This is a genomic window from Cupriavidus sp. BIS7, from assembly GCF_000292345.1.
Taxonomy (GTDB): domain Bacteria; phylum Pseudomonadota; class Gammaproteobacteria; order Burkholderiales; family Burkholderiaceae; genus Cupriavidus.
Window position 1 is genome coordinate 1 of sequence record NZ_ALOU01000049.1, and the last position, 15,732, is coordinate 15,732.

The window sequence follows — 15,732 nt, forward strand, 5'->3', positions numbered from 1 at the left end:
CCCGCAAAGCGGGAGAGGGGAGACAAAAACAGGCAATCGACGCCCATGGAAATCTTTGGAATACCGCTACCCGCCATGCTGTCCCAGTTGCTGCTGGGCCTGGTCAATGGCGCCTTCTACGCGATGCTGAGCCTCGGGCTGGCCGTGATCTTCGGCCTGCTCAACGTGATCAACTTTGCGCACGGCGCGCTCTTCATGCTCGGTGCGCTGCTGGCCTGGGCGGGCATGGAGTACGCCGGGCTCAATTACTGGGTGATGCTGATCGTGTCGCCGCTCGTGATCGGCGTGCTTGGCGTGATCATCGAGAAGACCATGCTGCGCTGGATCTACAAGCTCGATCACATCTACGGCCTGCTGCTCACGCTGGGCATCACGCTGGTGATCGAAGGCGTGTTCCGCTCGATCTACGGTGTGTCCGGCCTGCCGTACTCGGCGCCCGATGCGCTGCAGGGCGCCACCGACCTGGGCTTCATGATCCTGCCGAACTATCGCGCGTGGGTGGTGGCCGCATCGATCGTGGTGTGCCTGGCAACGTGGTTCGTGATCGAAAAGACCAAGCTCGGCGCGTATCTGCGCGCCGGCACCGAGAACCCCAAGATCGTCGAAGCGTTTGGCATCAACGTGCCGCTGATGGTGACGCTGACCTACGGTTTCGGCGTGGCGCTGGCGGCGTTTGCGGGCGTGCTGGCCGCGCCGGTGATCCAGGTGTCGCCGCTGATGGGCCAGAACCTGATCATCATCGTGTTCGCGGTGGTGGTGATCGGCGGCATGGGCTCGATCATGGGATCGATCATCACGGGCCTGGGGCTCGGCGTGATCGAAGGGCTGACCAAGGTGTTCTATCCGGAGGCATCGTCGACCGTGGTGTTCTTCATCATGGTGATCGTGCTGATGCTGCGCCCGGCCGGGCTGTTCGGGAGGGAAAAGTGATGAGTGGATCGACCGGACAACCGACAGCGGCTGTGGAAGCCAAGGGCTTCAAGGAAGGAACGGGCGTGCAGAAGAAGGTGTTGTACGGGCTGCTGTTGCTGGGCCTGATCGTGGCGCCGCTGGTTGGCGCCTATCCGGTGTTCGTGCTCAAGGTGCTGTGCTTCGCGCTGTTCGCATGTGCGTTCAACCTGCTGATCGGTTTTACGGGGCTGCTGTCGTTCGGCCACGCGGCGTTCTTCGGCGGCGCGGGCTACGCGGCGGGGCACGCGATGAAGGTCTGGGGCGTGACGCCGGAACTCGGTCTGATCTTCGGCACGCTCAGTGGCGCGCTGATCGGCTACGTGGTGGGTTCGATTGCCATTCGCCGCCAGGGCATCTACTTCTCGATGATCACGCTGGCGCTGGCGCAGATGCTGTTCTTCTTCTGCCTGCAGGTGCCGTACACCGGCGGCGAGGATGGCCTGCAGGGGATTCCGCGAGGCAAGCTGTTTGGCGTGCTGTCGCTTGGCGACGACCTCACGCTCTACTACGTGGCACTGGTCATCATCGTGGCGGCATTCGCGCTGATCGTGCGCACGGTGCACTCGCCGTTCGGCCAGATACTGAAGGCGATCCGCGAGAATGAGCCGCGTGCGATTTCCCTGGGCTATGATGTCGACCGCTTCAAGCTGCTGGCCTTCGTGCTGTCGGCGGCGCTGTCCGGCCTGGCCGGGTCGATCAAGGCGCTGGTGCTTGGCTTCGAGACGCTGACCGACGTGCACTGGTCGATGTCGGGCTCGGTGATCCTGATGACGCTGGTTGGCGGCCTCGGTACGCTGTCGGGCCCGATCGTCGGCGCTTTCGTGGTGGTGGCACTGGAGAACAAGCTTGGGGATATCGGCACGTTCCTGGCGTCGGTGACAGGGATCGACTGGTTCAACTCGCTCGGCGAGTCCGTGACGATGGTGACCGGCGTGATCTTCGTGATCTGCGTGCTGACGTTCCGCCGCGGCCTGATGGGCGAGCTGATCGCACTCACTAGCCGCAAGAAGTAGCAGTGGCAGTGTGAAGGCGGGTCGACATGCCCATTTTTGGGGCTAGGGTTATTGCTGACTTGTTTCATACGCACCGGTTCGTTACATTGCATATACGGTTTTCGCAGGTTACTTGGAGGCGGAAGCGAGGAGACGACAGGCGCGCACCCGGTGTCGGGTAGCAGCAGCCAATAGATAAAAGGGCGTTGCCGGGTGATCCCCAGCAACGCCTTTTTCATTTTTGCGCCCCGGATTCTTCCTGCCATCACACCCCCCCGCTCCGCGCAATGTGCAGCCGATGCATCTTCGGCATGACCCGCCGCGAGGCCCCGTGCGACAATGCCGGCCTGCTTCGAAGGCCCGCTCATGTCCGCCCATCCCGATTCCCGGATTCCCATTGAAACGCAGCGCTGGGTACGCCCTGGCGTGACCGCCGACGCGGAATCGCTCGACGCGTGGCTGATGGCCCGTGCGCCGCTTGCGGTGCCCGAGGCACGCGCCAGGCGGCTTGCGCTCGATGCGCTGCTGGAGCAGGGCGCTCATGGCATCTGCCTGATGGCGGGCACTGACACGGTGCGGGCGCTGCTGCCCGTGACACTTATCCACAGCTTGTCCACCGGCGGCCGCGTGGCGATGGTGACCGAATGGTGGCCGCCGCAGACGCCCGAACGCGCCGATAGCGCCAACAACGCCGACAGCGCCGGCAGCGCCGGCAGCGCAGACCAGTGGCTCGGCGAATGCTGTGCCGTGCTGTCTGACTGGTGCCGCGCCCACGGGATTCGCCATATATTCCTGGCCCCCGATCTGGTGGCCGATCCTGCGCAGGTACCGGAGGGCTTTGCGCGTGGCGCAGAGGGTCTCTGGCGCCGCAACCTCGTGCCGGTCGCCAAGCAACTGGGCTGATCGCTTCCTGAACTCTCCGCTGACTGTCTATCCATGGAGTTTGTGTTTCTGGCCGCGGCCGCCTTCCTGGCCGGAATGATCGATGCCGTCGCCGGTGGCGGCGGGCTGGTGCAGGTACCGGCGCTGTTTTCGACCTATCCGAACATGTCGCCCGCCACGCTGATCGGCACCACCAAGGTGGCATCGCTGGCCGGTACCGCCAACGCAGCAGTGCGCTATGCGCGCAGCGTGCGCATCTACTGGGGCGCGACGGCGCCGGCGATGATTGCCGCATTCGCGATGGCGATGGCTGGGGCATGGACGCTGACGAAGATCCCTGCCGAGCCATTGCGAAAGGCGCTGCCGTTTGTCCTGCTTGTGCTGCTGGCCTACACGGTGGCCAAGAAGGACCTGGGCGCCGAGCACGCACCAACGCTGACCGGCCAGCGCGAGCGCCTGGCCGCACTGCTGGCAGGCGGGGTCATCGGCTTCTACGACGGTGTGTTCGGGCCCGGCACTGGCAGCTTCCTGATGATCGTGTTCGTACGGGTGTTTGGCTATGACTTCCTTCACGCGTCGGCATCGGCCAAGGTCGTCAACCTGGCCACCAATCTCGCCGCGTTGTTGCTGTTGGCATCCAAGGGCCACGTCTGGTGGCAGCTTGGGCTGGTCATGGCCGTGGCCAATGTCGCTGGCAGTCAGATCGGCAGCAAGCTGGCGCTGCGCCACGGCAGCCGTTTTGTGCGCAAGGTGTTCATTGCCGTGGTGAGCGCGTTGATCCTGAAAACCGCTTACGACGCGTTCCTGCGGTGAGGGATGCTCCCGACTGTTGTGCCCGCGCTGCTGCGGGTTAATCCCGCTTTCGCCGAAAAATCGCTGTGTTAGACTCAATTCGCATTCCCGACCGAGCGGTCGGGAAATGCAGCTGCGCAATCCGGGGGTAGGGCGCAGGACGGGAAAATGGGACGATCTTCGACGTTCCCGATAGACGCGGATGCCGGCGTTGCATCTGCCAGAGAGCCCGATCAACGGGCCGCAACAAAAACTGAGGGCATCCGCCGGCCGGAAGCCGACGGATGCCTTTTTCCGTTTTGGAACGAAGGAGACGCAATGACATTCAAGCGCGCCAGCTTGCTGGCCCTTGCTGCTGCCAGCCTGTTTGCTGGAGCAGCCAGTGCCCAGGTGAAGGTCGGAGTCACGGTATCAGCCACGGGCCCTGCCGCATCGCTCGGCATTCCGGAAAAGAACACGTTCACGCTGCTGCCGAAGGAAATCGCGGGCAAGAAGATCGAGTACATCGTGCTCGACGACGCCACCGACACGACCACGGCGGTCAAGAACACACGCAAGCTGATCAGCGAGGACAAGGTCGACGTGGTGGTGGGCTCCACCGTGACGCCGAACTCGCTGGCGATGGTGGATGTCGCTGCCGAAAATGAAACGCCGATGATCTCGATGGCCGCCTCGGCACGCATCATCGAGCCGATGGACGCCAAGCGCTACTGGATCTTCAAGACGCCGCAGAATGACTCGCACATGGCCACGGCCATTGCCGAGCACATGACCAACCATAACGTGAAGACGGTGGCGTTCATCGGCTTCGCGGATGCCTATGGCGATAGCTGGGCGCAGGAATTCGCCAAGGTGGCGGAAATGCGCAAGATCAAGGTGGTGGCCAACGAACGGTTTGCACGCACCGACAATTCGGTGACGGGCCAGGTGCTCAAGATGATGGGCGCCAATCCGGATGCCGTGCTGATCGCAGGCTCGGGTACGCCGGCTGCGCTGCCCGAGAAGGCGCTCAAGGAGCGTGGCTACAAGGGCAAGATCTACCAGACGCACGGCGTTGCCAACCCCGACTTCCTGCGGGTGTGCGGCAAGGATTGCGAAGGCACGTTCCTGCCTGCCGGCCCGCTGCTGGTGGCAGAGCAACTGCCTGACAGCAACCCGGTCAAGAAGCCGGCCATGACCTACAAGACGGCTTACGAGAAGGCGTTCGGCGGTCAGGTGTCGACCTTCGGCGGCCATGCGTGGGACGCCGGTCTGCTGCTGCAGAACGCGATTCCCGAGGCGCTCAAGAAGGCCCAGCCCGGCACGAAGGAATTCCGCAAGGCGCTGCGCGATGCGCTGGAAAAGACCACGAACCTGCCGGTGTCGCACGGCATCATCAACATGACTCCCACCGACCACCTCGGCATGGACCAGCGCGCACGCGTGATGGTGGAGATTGTCGACGGCAAGTGGAAGCTGCTGAAGTAGCAGCAGAGAAGTCTCACGACGCAAGCGTGGTACAGAAGGGCGCATGGAACAGGCCATGCGCCCTTTTTTTGCCCGCGTATCTGTGCGAATGTGTTTGACGGCGGCGGCATTCGCGCTGCCCGGAATCATCCATTACAACGAGTAGACAATGGACCTATCAATTGCGGCCATTCTGGCGCAGGACGGTATCACCTCCGGCGCGATCTACGCGCTGCTGGCACTGGCACTGGTGCTGGTGTTCTCGGTGACGCGCGTCATCTTCATTCCCCAGGGCGAGTTCGTTGCCTACGGTGCATTGACGCTTGCTGCGATGCAGGCCGGCCATGCGCCGCAGTCCACGTGGCTGCTGCTGGCGATGGGGGTGCTGACTTTTATCTATGAATGCGTGACCGTGATGCGCAGCGCCGAGTTGCGCAGTACCGCGCCGCGCAGGCTGGCGATCCTCGCGGGGAAATACCTGCTGTTCCCCGGCGCCGTGCATCTGGTGGTTCAGCAATACGGCGGCTTGCCTTTGCCGATGCTCGTGCAGATTGCGATGACGCTGCTCGTGGTGATTCCGCTCGGGCCGATGCTCTATCGCCTTGCGTACCAGCCGCTCGCGGAAGCGAGCACGCTGGTGCTGCTGATCGTTTCCGTCGGCGTGCACTTCGCGCTCGCGGGCCTGGGGCTTGTGATGTTTGGCGCCGAGGGTTCGCGTACCAACCCGTTCTCGGACGCACGCTTCGATGTTGGCAGTCTCAGTGTGTCGGGACAGAGCCTGTGGGTGGTGGCGGTATCGGCAGTGCTGATCGGCGCATTGTGGTTCTACTTTGATCGCACGCTGCAGGGCAAGGCGTTGCGTGCCACGGCAGTGAACCGGCTCGGCGCACGCCTGGTTGGCATCGGCACCACGCAGGCAGGCAGACTCGCGTTCACGCTGGCTGCGGCGATGGGCGCGCTGTGCGGCATCCTGATCGCACCGCTGACGACGATCTACTACGAGTCCGGTTTTCTGATCGGCCTCAAGGGGTTCGTCGGCGCGATCGTCGGCGGACTGGTGAGCTATCCGGTCGCAGCACTGGGCGCGCTGCTGGTGGGGCTGCTTGAATCGTATTCGTCGTTCTGGGCCAGCGCATTCAAGGAGGTGATCGTGTTCACGCTGATCATTCCGGTGCTGTTGTGGCGCTCTCTCACGAGCAAGCATGTCGAGGAAGAGGAGTAAGCCATGACGATGCTCACCAACAAGCAGGTGGAGAAGGACATGAGTGCGCGAGAGGCACCGGCGATGCGCGGCAATGGCGCGATGCGCAATCGTATCGTCACGCTGCTCTTCGTGATTGTGCTGGCACTTCTGCCTGTGCTGCCGACCCCCGAGTTCTGGATCACGCTTGGCAACTACATTGGCCTGTACAGCATCGTGGCAATCGGGCTTGTGCTGCTGACGGGCGTGGGCGGCATGACGTCGTTCGGGCAGGCCGCGTTCGTCGGGCTCGGTGCGTACAGCACCGCGTACCTGACCACGCAGTTTGGGCTCTCGCCGTGGATCGGGCTGCTGGTGGGCCTGGTCATCACGATGCTGTCTGCCTATGTGATCGGACTGATCACGATGCGCATGTCTGGCCACTACCTGCCGCTGGCCACGATTGCGTGGGGATTGTCGTTGTTCTTCCTGTTCGGCAATCTTGATTTTCTGGGCAAGTACGACGGGCTGAACGGCATCCCCGTGCTCTCGCTGTTCGGCATCGAACTGCATTCGGGCCGGTCGATGTTCTACCTGATCTGGGCAGTCGTTCTGCTTGCGGTGGTGGCGATGAACAACCTGCTGAACTCGCGCCCGGGACGCGCCATACGCGCACTCAAGGGCGGCGGCACGATGGCCGAGGCGATGGGTGTCAACACGGCGTGGATGAAGGTGGTGATCTTCGTTGTGGCAGCAGTGCTCGCGTGCGTGTCGGGATTCCTGTATGCGCACCTTCAACGCGCGGTGAACCCCACGCCGTTCGGCCTCAACTACGGCATCGAGTACCTGTTCATGGCAGTGGTGGGCGGCGTGGGTCACGTCTGGGGCGCGGTGCTTGGCGCTGGCGTGCTGACGATTCTCAAGGACGTCTTGCAAGGGCTCCTGCCGAAGCTGCTGGGCTCGACTGGCAACTTCGACATCATCGTGTTCGGCGTGCTGCTTGTGCTGCTGCTGCAGTACGCGCGTGATGGCATTTGGCCGTTCCTGCGCAGGTTGATGCCGTCTGGCCCCCCTGTGCTTGCACCTGATTCGGCGTTGCCGCTGCCGGTACGAGAGAAGCCGGAGGCCGGTGAGCTGATCCTCGATGTGCGTGCCGCGCGCAAGCAGTTTGGCGGGCTCGTGGCTGTCAATGACGTGAGTTTCCAGGTGCGCGCCGGCGAGATCATTGGTCTGATCGGCCCGAACGGCGCAGGGAAGTCGACCACGTTCAACCTTGTGACCGGGGTGCTGCCGCTGACGGCGGGCGAGGTCCGCTATCGCGACGAGGTGATCTCGGGCCTGCCGTCGCGCGAGATCGTCAGGCGAGGCGTGGGCCGGACCTTCCAGCATGTGCATCTGCTGCCGACGATGACCGTGCTCGAGAACGTTGCGATTGGTGCGCACCTGCGCGGCGATTTCCGTGCGCAGGGCGGCGTGTCCGCGGCAATCCTGCGCATGAACAAGGCCGAGGAGCAGAAGCTGCTGTTCGAGGCGAAGCGGCAGCTTGAACGCGTTGGCCTGGCCGATTGCATGTACCTGGAAGCAGGTAGCCTGGCGCTGGGCCAGCAGCGCATTCTGGAGATCGCGCGTGCATTGTGTTGTGACCCCGCGTTGCTGCTGCTCGACGAGCCAGCGGCAGGCCTTCGCTACAAGGAGAAGCAGGCACTGGCAGAGTTGCTGCGCAAGTTGAAGGGCGAAGGCATGAGCGTGCTGCTGGTGGAGCATGACATGGACTTTGTAATGAACCTGACCGATCGACTGGTAGTGATGGAATTCGGCACGCGCATTGCCGAGGGTGTGCCGGAAGATGTGCAGAAGAATCCGGCCGTGCTGGAAGCCTATCTGGGCGGCATCGAGTGAGGATATGAGATGAGTCTGATTCTGGAGGTGAAGGATCTGCATGTCCGCTACGGCAAGGTGGAGGCGGTGCATGGCGTGAACCTGAAGGTCGAGGCCGGGAAGATCGTGACCGTGATCGGGCCGAACGGCGCAGGCAAGTCGACCATGCTCAACGCCGTGATGGGTGCCTTGCCGGTCAGCGGATCGTCTAGCGGCTCGGTACGGTTCCTCGGCCATGACATGTCGGGGATTCCGGTGGAGGGCCGTGTGGCGCGTGGCATGTGCCTGGTGCCGGAGAAGCGCGAGCTGTTCGCGACGATGACGGTGGAGGACAACCTGCTGCTTGGCGCGTTCCGGCGCAAGCGCGCAGGTGAGCGCAACTACCTGGACCAGATGGACGTGGTCTATGACCTGTTCCCGCGTCTGAAGGAGCGCGCGAAGCAGGAGGCGGGCACCTTGTCAGGCGGGGAGCGCCAGATGCTGGCCGTGGGACGTGCGCTGATGGCGAAGCCCCAATTGCTGATGCTGGACGAGCCGAGCCTTGGCCTGGCACCTCTGATCGTCAAGGAGATCTTCCATATCATTCACAACCTTCGGCAGACCGGAGTGGCGACGCTGCTGATCGAACAGAACGCGCGGGCCGCGCTGCAGGTGGCCGACTATGGGTACGTCATCGAGACGGGTGACATGGCCATGGAAGGCGAGGCATCTGCGCTTGCCAGCAACCCGAAGGTGATTGAGACATATCTGGGCCTGGCGAAGAAGGCGGCTTGATTGGTCGTCAAATCTCATATACGAATGATGATGACGGCCGTGGCGATCTAATGATTCGTCGTACGGATAATATCGGCGGCTTTCATCAAATTGACGAATGACTCTCTGCTATCACCGCCCAGCTATATCAATGGCAGCGGCGGATAGCAGCCAGTCCCGGAAGACATGCAGCGCCAGATGGTCGCGTCTTTCGCGCGGTGCGCAGAGGAAGTAGCCGCGATTAAGCTCGATCGGGAGATCGAATGGCGCTACCACCTGGCTGGCCTGCAGTGCGTCGCGCACCAGGCAGCGCTGCAGGACTGCCACGCCCATGTCCGCCTTCACAGCCTCGAGCAGAATCGACACCTGATCGAACCCCGTGGCGAGCGTGGGCGCAGCACTGGGTACGCCTGCCGCGTGCAGCCAGTGTTGCCAGTTGGCAGGCGCGGTGGTGTGGTACAGCAGCGGTTCGGTGAGCAGGGCGGCTGGCGATTGCCAACGCTGTGAGCGCGCGCGGGAAGGGTGGCAGACCGGGACCATTTCACGGCCGATTACGTAGTCCACCTGCCAGCCGGGCCATTGACCCGCTTCTCCCGCGAGGATCGCGGCATCGGGCTTGGCGCGCGAAAAGTCCTCGTTACGGCGGTAGGGCACGAAGTCCAGCCGGATCTCGGGGTGGCGGCGGTGAAAATCCGGGAGTCGAGGTACCAGCCAGACGCTGGCCAGCGTGGGGACTGCCGAGAGCGTCAGATGATGGCGATGGTCCGTGTCCAGCATCGACGCGCTGGCAGATTCGATGGCCGCGAGCGGCCCGGCAATGGCCTCGAGGTACGCTCGGCCCGCGTCGGTCAGCGTCAGCCGATGCGCGTTGCGGTGGATCAGCGGCTGGCCGAAATGCGACTCCAGCCGGGCAATCGCACGGCTGATGGCCCCCTGGGTGACACACAGCGTATCAGCAGCACGCGTGAAGCTGCCAAGCCGTGCGGCCGTGGCAAATGCGTGCAGTTCCGACATCGAAGGGGAGCGAATGCGCATGACCCCGTAGAATGATCTTTGGTAATGGAAGCGTGCAATATAGTCGTTTGTGTGCGGCCGGTAAACTCCCGACACTCGCTGCTCGGTACCCCAAATTCGAGAACGAAAAAGAGGAGTTTGATCTGATGACCCGAGCCCGCAATGCGGCCGGCACGCGCCGGCATTTCCTGCTGTCCTCCGCCATTTCCGCTGCAGTTGGTACGCTTGCCGCCGCTGGCATCGTGACCCCGGCCTTCGCACAAGCCAACTATCCGAACAAGCCGATCCGCCTGGTCGTGCCGTTTGCCGCGGGCGGATCGACCGACCTGTCGGCCCGCCTGGTGGCGGAGTTCGCCGGCCGTGAGCTGGGTCAGACCATCGTCGTCGACAACAAGGGTGGGGCAGGTGGCTCGATCGGCATGGAGCAGGTGGCACGCGCCGCACCGGACGGCTACACGATTGGCATGGCCACGGTCAGCACGCATGGCTCGAATCCGGCCATCTATCCGAAGCTTGGCTATGACCCGATCAAGGACTTTGCGCCGGTGACCAACGTGGTGGCGATCCCTAGCGTGTTCGCTGTGCACCCGAGCGTACCTGCCAAGACGATGCAGGAGTTTATTGCGCTGGCCAAGGCGCACCCGGGCAAGTACACGTTTGCATCGCCCGGTGCCGGTTCGCTGGGCCACGTGAACATCGAGAACTTCATGATGCTGGCCAAGATCGATCTGCTGCACGTGCCGTATAAGGGCGCCGGCCTGGCGCTTAACGATGCGGTGGCGGGGCAGGTCAATGCGATCACCGACAACCTGTCGTCTACGCTGCCGCACGTGAAATCGGGCCGGCTGCGCGCGCTGGCGGTGCTCGGCGCACAGCGGTCGCCGCAACTGCCCAATGTGCCCACGTACGCTGAACTCGGCTTCAAGGACATGGGGGATGGTGGCTGGTTCGGCATCGTCGCGCCGGCCGGCACACCGCAGCCGGTTATCGACAAGCTGAATGCCGCCATCCACAAGGCCATGCTGAACCCGGAGTTCAAGCGCAAGGTGGAAGAGTCGGGCGGCACGCTGGTACCGACCACGCCTGACCAGTTCAAGGCCCAGATCCAGCAGGCGATCGCCCGCTACGCGCGCGTGGTCAAGACCGCCAACATCAAGCTGGACTGAGTCATGACGAACTACGAAGCAGTGCAGGGCGACGCACCGTGCGGGCCGTTCATCCTGACGGCGCCAACCGGCGATGCCCTGCCGCTAGTCTGCGATTCGCCTCATAGCGGGGTCTACTATCCGGCGGATTTCTCGGCGGCAGTGCCGTTGCAACGCCTGCGCGGCGGCGAGGATACCCACATCGACACGTTGTGGTCGGCCATCCCGAAGGTTGGCGGTACGCTGATTGGCGCGACCTTTCCGCGCGTCTATATCGATCCGAACCGGATGCTGGACGACCTGGACCCGGAGCTTCTGGCGACGGCATGGCCTACGCCGCTGACGCCCGGGGAGAAGACGCGGCTTGGCTATGGACTGGTCTGGCGGAATATCGACGCCGCCACACCGATCTACGACCGGAAGCTGACGGTGGCGGAAGTGCAGAACCGCATCGACCGCTACTACCGCCCGTATCATGCGGCGCTGTCGTCTGCGGTGGAGGCGGCATACCAGCGCCATGGTGCGCTGTGGCACCTGAACCTGCACTCGATGCCGAACAATGCCTACGAGCGCCTGAAGATCCAGAGCCCGCACCCATTGGCCGACTTCGTTCTTGGAGACCGCGACGGCACAACCTGCGAACCGGGCATCGTCGATCTGGTCGAGCGTGAACTGAAGGGGATGGGCTACACGGTGGCCCGCAATGATCCCTACAAGGGTGTGCAGCTTATCGCGCAGATCGGCCGTCCGGCCGAGCGGCGCAATAGCCTGCAGATTGAAATCCGGCGGCCGCTGTACATGGACGAGGTCACCAAGGCGCCGAATGCCGGGTTCGAGACACTGCGGCGCGACCTGGGATTCCTGAGCGAGAAAGTGGCGTCGTACATCCGCAGCCAGATCTGAGCCATGTTTCACGTGAAACATGTGACCCGATGAAGGGCCCCGCGCAAGCGGGGCCTTTTGTCTTCTGTCTCCGGTGTTTCACGTGAAACACACTTTTGGCGGCCGAGGTATCTCACACGCCATGTTTCACGTGAAACATCGTGTCGGACCGAAGTCGCTGAATCGAATGCCGCTATAATTCGGCATCCCGCAATTTCCCGCCAGGCCTCCCGGAGGAGGTGTCCCATGCTTTACCCGAAAGAATTCGACGTCATTGTCGTCGGCGGCGGTCACGCCGGCACCGAAGCTGCCCTTGCCGCTGCGCGCATGGGCTGCCAGACGCTGCTCCTGAGTCACAACATCGAGACGCTCGGGCAGATGAGCTGCAATCCGTCGATCGGTGGCATCGGCAAGGGGCATCTGGTCAAGGAAGTGGACGCCATGGGCGGTGCCATGGCTGCCGCGACGGACGAAGCCGGCATCCAGTTCCGCATCCTGAACTCGAGCAAGGGCCCGGCCGTGCGCGCCACGCGCGCCCAGGCGGATCGGGTGCTGTATCGCAAGGCAATCCGTACCCGCCTGGAGAATCAGCCGAACCTGATGCTGTTCCAGCAGGCCGTGGACGACCTGATGGTGGAGGGCGATCGCGTAGTCGGCGCCCGTACCCAGGTTGGTATCGACTTCCGTGCGCGCGCCGTGGTGCTGACGGCTGGTACGTTCCTGGACGGCAAGATCCACGTTGGCCTGGACAACTACACGGGCGGTCGTGCGGGCGACCCTGCTGCCGTGTCGCTGTCCGCGCGGCTGAAGGAACTGAAGCTGCCGCAAGGCCGCCTGAAGACCGGCACGCCGCCGCGCATCGATGGCCGTACGATCGATTTCTCCGTGATGGAAGAGCAACCCGGTGATCTCGATCCGGTGCCAGTGTTCTCGTTCCTGGGCCGTCCTGAGCAGCATCCGCAGCAACTGCCGTGCTGGATCACCCATACCAACAGCCGTACCCACGACATCATTCGCGGCGGCCTCGATCGCTCGCCGATGTACACCGGCGTGATCGAAGGGGTAGGGCCGCGCTACTGCCCAAGTATCGAGGACAAGATCCATCGCTTTGCCACCAAGGAAAGCCATCAGATCTTCCTGGAACCGGAAGGGCTGACGACCAACGAGTTCTATCCGAATGGCATTTCGACGAGCCTACCGTTCGACGTGCAGCTTGAACTGGTCCACTCGATCCGCGGCCTCGAAAACGCACACATCCTGCGTCCGGGCTATGCCATCGAGTATGACTATTTCGACCCGCGCGGCCTGAAGGCATCGCTCGAAAGCAAGGCGATCGAAGGCCTGTTCTTCGCCGGCCAGATCAACGGCACGACCGGTTACGAGGAAGCTGCGGCACAAGGGCTGCTGGCCGGTATCAACGCCGGATGCTACGTGCGCGAGCGCGATGCCTGGACGCCGCGCCGTGACCAGGCGTACCTGGGCGTGCTGGTCGACGACCTGATCACGCGTGGTGTGACCGAGCCTTACCGCATGTTCACCAGCCGCGCCGAGTTCCGCCTGAGCCTGCGCGAGGACAACGCGGACATGCGCCTGACCGAAATCGGCCGTGAGCTTGGCGTTGTCGACGATGTGCGCTGGGATGCCTTCAATCGCAAGCGCGACGCTGTTTCACGTGAAACAGAACGGCTGAAGAGTACCTGGGTCAATCCGACGCTGCTGCCCGAGGCCGAAGCAGTACCGCTGCTCGGAAAGGCGATCGAACGCGAGTATTCGCTGGCCGATCTGCTGCGTCGCCCGGAAGTCCGCTATGAGGCGCTCGTGTCGTTGCAGGATGGCCGTTTTGCTCCCGAGACGCCGCTTGCCGATGATGAGATGCTGGCCGAGCAGATCCGCGAGCAGATCGAGATCGGCATCAAGTACCACGGCTATATCGCCCGCCAGGCTGCTGAGGTGGACAAGCTGGAGGCCAACGAGTCGACGAAGCTGCCGCCGAATTTCGACTACACCGAGGTGCGCGGCCTTGGATTCGAAGTGAGCCAGAAGCTGAACCAGCATCGCCCGGAAACCCTGGGTCAGGCCTCGCGGATTTCCGGCGTCACGCCGGCCGCCATCTCGCTGCTGCTGGTACACCTGAAGAAGAAGGGCATGGGGCGCACGGGTGCGGCATCGACCACCGCGACCACCGAGACCACCGAGACCACCACGACCGGTAACGGTCAGGAGGCGGCCTGAGTGGGGGGCTCCCGAAATCTCGCGGTCGACGACGCCGCGCAACGCCGCCGGCTCGAAGCCGGGCTGGAGGCGATTGGGCTCGTACTGACGCCGGCCCAGGTCGATACGCTGTTCGCGTACCTGACGCTGCTACGCAAATGGAACGGCGTCTACAACCTTACCGCCATCCGTCATCCGGACGAGATGCTCACGCACCATCTGCTCGATTCACTGACGGCCGTCCCGGCGCTGGCGGTTGCCGCGCGTTCGGCGGGCGTCGGGCAGGGTGCGCGGGGCAGGGTGCTGGACGTGGGTTCCGGCGGCGGCATGCCCGGCTTGCCGCTGGCGATTTCGTGCCCGGACGTCTCGGTGCTGATGGTCGATATCGTGCAGAAGAAAACGGCATTCCTGACGCAATGCCGTGCCCAGTTGCACCTGACGAACGCGGCGGCCCACTGGGGGCCAGTGGAAAAGCTCGACGATGCCGCCGGCTTCGCCGTGATCACATCGCGAGCGTTCGCCGAGCTGACGGACTTCGTGACCTTGTCCGGCCATCTGCTCGCACCTGGGGGCAAGCTGATCGCAATGAAGGGCGTTTATCCACAGGCCGAGATCGATCGCATGGAAGCGGCCGGCCTGATGGAGACCTGGCAAGTGGAATCGGTGCCCAAGCTCGTGGTACCGGAACTCGACGCAGAACGGCACCTGGTTGTGCTGTCCCGGCGTTGAAACCAGTAAGTGATATTTGAGCATTAGTTCTGCACGGCAGAATCGTGAACATAGGAGCTGCAAGCGCATATGGCCAAGGTATTCGTGATCGCAAACCAGAAGGGCGGCGTCGGCAAAACCACCACCACGGTGAACCTGGCCGCAGGCCTGGCCGCGCAGGATCAGCGCGTCTTGCTGGTCGACCTCGATCCGCAGGGCAATGCCTCGATGGGATCGGGCATCGACAAGCAGGCGCTTGAACACAGCGTGTACCAGGTGCTGGTGGGCTTGAGCACGGTGCCCCAGGCGCGGCAGCGATCCGAATCGGGACGTTACGACGTGCTGCCTGCCAATCGCGAACTGGCTGGCGCCGAAGTGGAGCTGGTTGAGCTCGATCATCGCGAACGCAGGCTCAAGCAGGCGCTGGCCGAAGTCGACGACGAATATGACTTCGTGCTGATTGATTGCCCGCCGTCGCTATCGCTGCTGACGCTGAACGGTCTGTGTGCCGCGCATGGCGTGATCGTGCCCATGCAATGCGAGTACTTCGCGCTTGAAGGGCTGTCGGACCTGGTCAATACGATCAAGCAGGTGCATGCGAACCTGAACCGCGACCTCAAGGTGATCGGCCTGCTGCGCGTCATGTTCGATCCGCGCGTCACGCTGCAGCAGCAGGTGTCGGCGCAACTGGAGGCCCACTTCGGCGACAAGGTGTTCAAGACCGTGATCCCGCGCAACGTGCGGCTGGCCGAAGCGCCTTCGTACGGTATGCCTGGCGTGGCGTTCGACGCGTCGTCCAAGGGGGCGAAGGCGTATCTCGATTTCGGCGCGGAGATGATTGCGCGCGTGCGGCAGCTTGGCTGAACGCGCCACTGACACAGCAGGGAAGGGACAGCAA

Annotated in this window: 14 protein-coding genes; 13 read left to right on the top strand and 1 reads right to left on the bottom strand. The window is 63.3% G+C overall.

Annotated features, from left to right (window positions below; genetic code table 11):
• Nucleotides 1-45 precede the first annotated feature (45 nt).
• From B552_RS0117575 to B552_RS0117610, 8 genes are all read left to right on the top strand, one after another.
• Nucleotides 46-930 carry a branched-chain amino acid ABC transporter permease gene (locus tag B552_RS0117575; RefSeq protein ID WP_026035773.1) on the top strand — a complete coding sequence of 295 codons (885 nt, stop codon included), beginning with the start codon at nucleotides 46-48 and terminating at the stop codon, nucleotides 928-930.
• Nucleotides 930-1,964, top strand: coding sequence for a branched-chain amino acid ABC transporter permease (locus B552_RS0117580; RefSeq protein WP_019450363.1), 1,035 nt, complete (start codon nucleotides 930-932; stop codon nucleotides 1,962-1,964). The genes B552_RS0117575 and B552_RS0117580 overlap by 1 nt, the downstream gene beginning before the upstream one ends.
• Before the next feature lie 345 nt (nucleotides 1,965-2,309).
• On the top strand, nucleotides 2,310-2,846 hold the full coding sequence (locus B552_RS0117585) for a hypothetical protein (protein ID WP_237718239.1): 537 nt from the start codon (nucleotides 2,310-2,312) through the stop codon (nucleotides 2,844-2,846).
• Nucleotides 2,847-2,879: 33 nt separating this feature from the next.
• Nucleotides 2,880-3,638 (top strand): TSUP family transporter, encoded by a 759-nt coding sequence (locus tag B552_RS0117590; RefSeq protein ID WP_019450365.1) that lies wholly within the window; start codon nucleotides 2,880-2,882, stop codon nucleotides 3,636-3,638.
• Between the two features lie 297 nt (nucleotides 3,639-3,935).
• Nucleotides 3,936-5,084 (top strand): ABC transporter substrate-binding protein, encoded by a 1,149-nt coding sequence (locus B552_RS0117595; protein WP_019450366.1) that lies wholly within the window; start codon nucleotides 3,936-3,938, stop codon nucleotides 5,082-5,084.
• Nucleotides 5,085-5,232: 148 nt separating this feature from the next.
• Complete coding sequence (locus B552_RS0117600) at nucleotides 5,233-6,285, top strand: branched-chain amino acid ABC transporter permease (protein ID WP_019450367.1); 1,053 nt, start codon at nucleotides 5,233-5,235, stop codon at nucleotides 6,283-6,285.
• Between the two features lie 39 nt (nucleotides 6,286-6,324).
• Nucleotides 6,325-8,142: a branched-chain amino acid ABC transporter ATP-binding protein/permease gene (locus B552_RS0117605; RefSeq protein ID WP_193352204.1), complete on the top strand. Its 1,818-nt coding sequence runs from the start codon at nucleotides 6,325-6,327 to the stop codon at nucleotides 8,140-8,142.
• Nucleotides 8,143-8,151: 9 nt separating this feature from the next.
• Nucleotides 8,152-8,895 (top strand): ABC transporter ATP-binding protein, encoded by a 744-nt coding sequence (locus B552_RS0117610; RefSeq protein WP_019450369.1) that lies wholly within the window; start codon nucleotides 8,152-8,154, stop codon nucleotides 8,893-8,895.
• 111 nt (nucleotides 8,896-9,006) lie between these two features.
• Here B552_RS0117610 and B552_RS0117615 read toward each other — a convergent pair whose 3' ends face one another.
• A complete protein-coding gene (locus B552_RS0117615) occupies nucleotides 9,007-9,909 on the bottom strand; it encodes a LysR substrate-binding domain-containing protein (protein WP_026035775.1) in 903 nt (300 codons plus the stop codon).
• A gap of 125 nt (nucleotides 9,910-10,034) precedes the next feature.
• On the opposite strand from B552_RS0117615, the gene B552_RS0117620 reads away from it, so the two are divergent.
• The 5 genes from B552_RS0117620 (at nucleotide 10,035) to B552_RS0117640 (ending at nucleotide 15,698) form a co-directional block, all read left to right on the top strand.
• Nucleotides 10,035-11,054: a tripartite tricarboxylate transporter substrate binding protein BugE gene (locus B552_RS0117620; protein ID WP_019450371.1), complete on the top strand. Its 1,020-nt coding sequence runs from the start codon at nucleotides 10,035-10,037 to the stop codon at nucleotides 11,052-11,054.
• A 3-nt stretch (nucleotides 11,055-11,057) separates the two neighbouring features.
• Nucleotides 11,058-11,936, top strand: a complete 879-nt coding sequence (locus B552_RS0117625) for an N-formylglutamate amidohydrolase (protein WP_019450372.1) — start codon at nucleotides 11,058-11,060, stop codon at nucleotides 11,934-11,936.
• Nucleotides 11,937-12,161: 225 nt separating this feature from the next.
• Complete coding sequence (mnmG, locus tag B552_RS0117630) at nucleotides 12,162-14,147, top strand: tRNA uridine-5-carboxymethylaminomethyl(34) synthesis enzyme MnmG (RefSeq protein ID WP_019450373.1); 1,986 nt, start codon at nucleotides 12,162-12,164, stop codon at nucleotides 14,145-14,147.
• The gene (rsmG, locus tag B552_RS0117635; RefSeq protein ID WP_019450374.1) at nucleotides 14,148-14,855 is read left to right on the top strand and encodes a 16S rRNA (guanine(527)-N(7))-methyltransferase RsmG; all 708 of its coding nucleotides are present in this window, start codon (nucleotides 14,148-14,150) and stop codon (nucleotides 14,853-14,855) included.
• A 69-nt stretch (nucleotides 14,856-14,924) separates the two neighbouring features.
• Entirely contained in the window at nucleotides 14,925-15,698 is a 774-nt protein-coding gene (locus B552_RS0117640; RefSeq protein ID WP_019450375.1) for a ParA family protein, read from the top strand.
• The last annotated feature ends 34 nt before the right edge of the window (nucleotides 15,699-15,732 follow it).

Excerpts from the sequence above, each read along its gene's own strand:
- B552_RS0117590 (WP_019450365.1), top strand. The coding sequence starts at position 2,880 with ATGGAGTTTGTGTTTCTGGCCGCGGCCGCCTTCCTGGCCGGAATGATC.
- B552_RS0117600 (WP_019450367.1), top strand. The coding sequence starts at position 5,233 with ATGGACCTATCAATTGCGGCCATTCTGGCGCAGGACGGTATCACCTCC.
- B552_RS0117605 (WP_193352204.1), top strand. The coding sequence starts at position 6,325 with ATGAGTGCGCGAGAGGCACCGGCGATGCGCGGCAATGGCGCGATGCGC.
- B552_RS0117580 (WP_019450363.1), top strand. The coding sequence starts at position 930 with ATGAGTGGATCGACCGGACAACCGACAGCGGCTGTGGAAGCCAAGGGC.
- B552_RS0117610 (WP_019450369.1), top strand. The coding sequence starts at position 8,152 with ATGAGTCTGATTCTGGAGGTGAAGGATCTGCATGTCCGCTACGGCAAG.
- B552_RS0117640 (WP_019450375.1), top strand. The coding sequence starts at position 14,925 with ATGGCCAAGGTATTCGTGATCGCAAACCAGAAGGGCGGCGTCGGCAAA.
- B552_RS0117595 (WP_019450366.1), top strand. The coding sequence starts at position 3,936 with ATGACATTCAAGCGCGCCAGCTTGCTGGCCCTTGCTGCTGCCAGCCTG.
- mnmG (WP_019450373.1), top strand. The coding sequence starts at position 12,162 with ATGCTTTACCCGAAAGAATTCGACGTCATTGTCGTCGGCGGCGGTCAC.
- B552_RS0117575 (WP_026035773.1), top strand. The coding sequence starts at position 46 with ATGGAAATCTTTGGAATACCGCTACCCGCCATGCTGTCCCAGTTGCTG.
- B552_RS0117615 (WP_026035775.1), bottom strand. The coding sequence starts at position 9,909 with ATGCGCATTCGCTCCCCTTCGATGTCGGAACTGCACGCATTTGCCACG.
- B552_RS0117620 (WP_019450371.1), top strand. The coding sequence starts at position 10,035 with ATGACCCGAGCCCGCAATGCGGCCGGCACGCGCCGGCATTTCCTGCTG.
- B552_RS0117625 (WP_019450372.1), top strand. The coding sequence starts at position 11,058 with ATGACGAACTACGAAGCAGTGCAGGGCGACGCACCGTGCGGGCCGTTC.
- B552_RS0117585 (WP_237718239.1), top strand. The coding sequence starts at position 2,310 with ATGTCCGCCCATCCCGATTCCCGGATTCCCATTGAAACGCAGCGCTGG.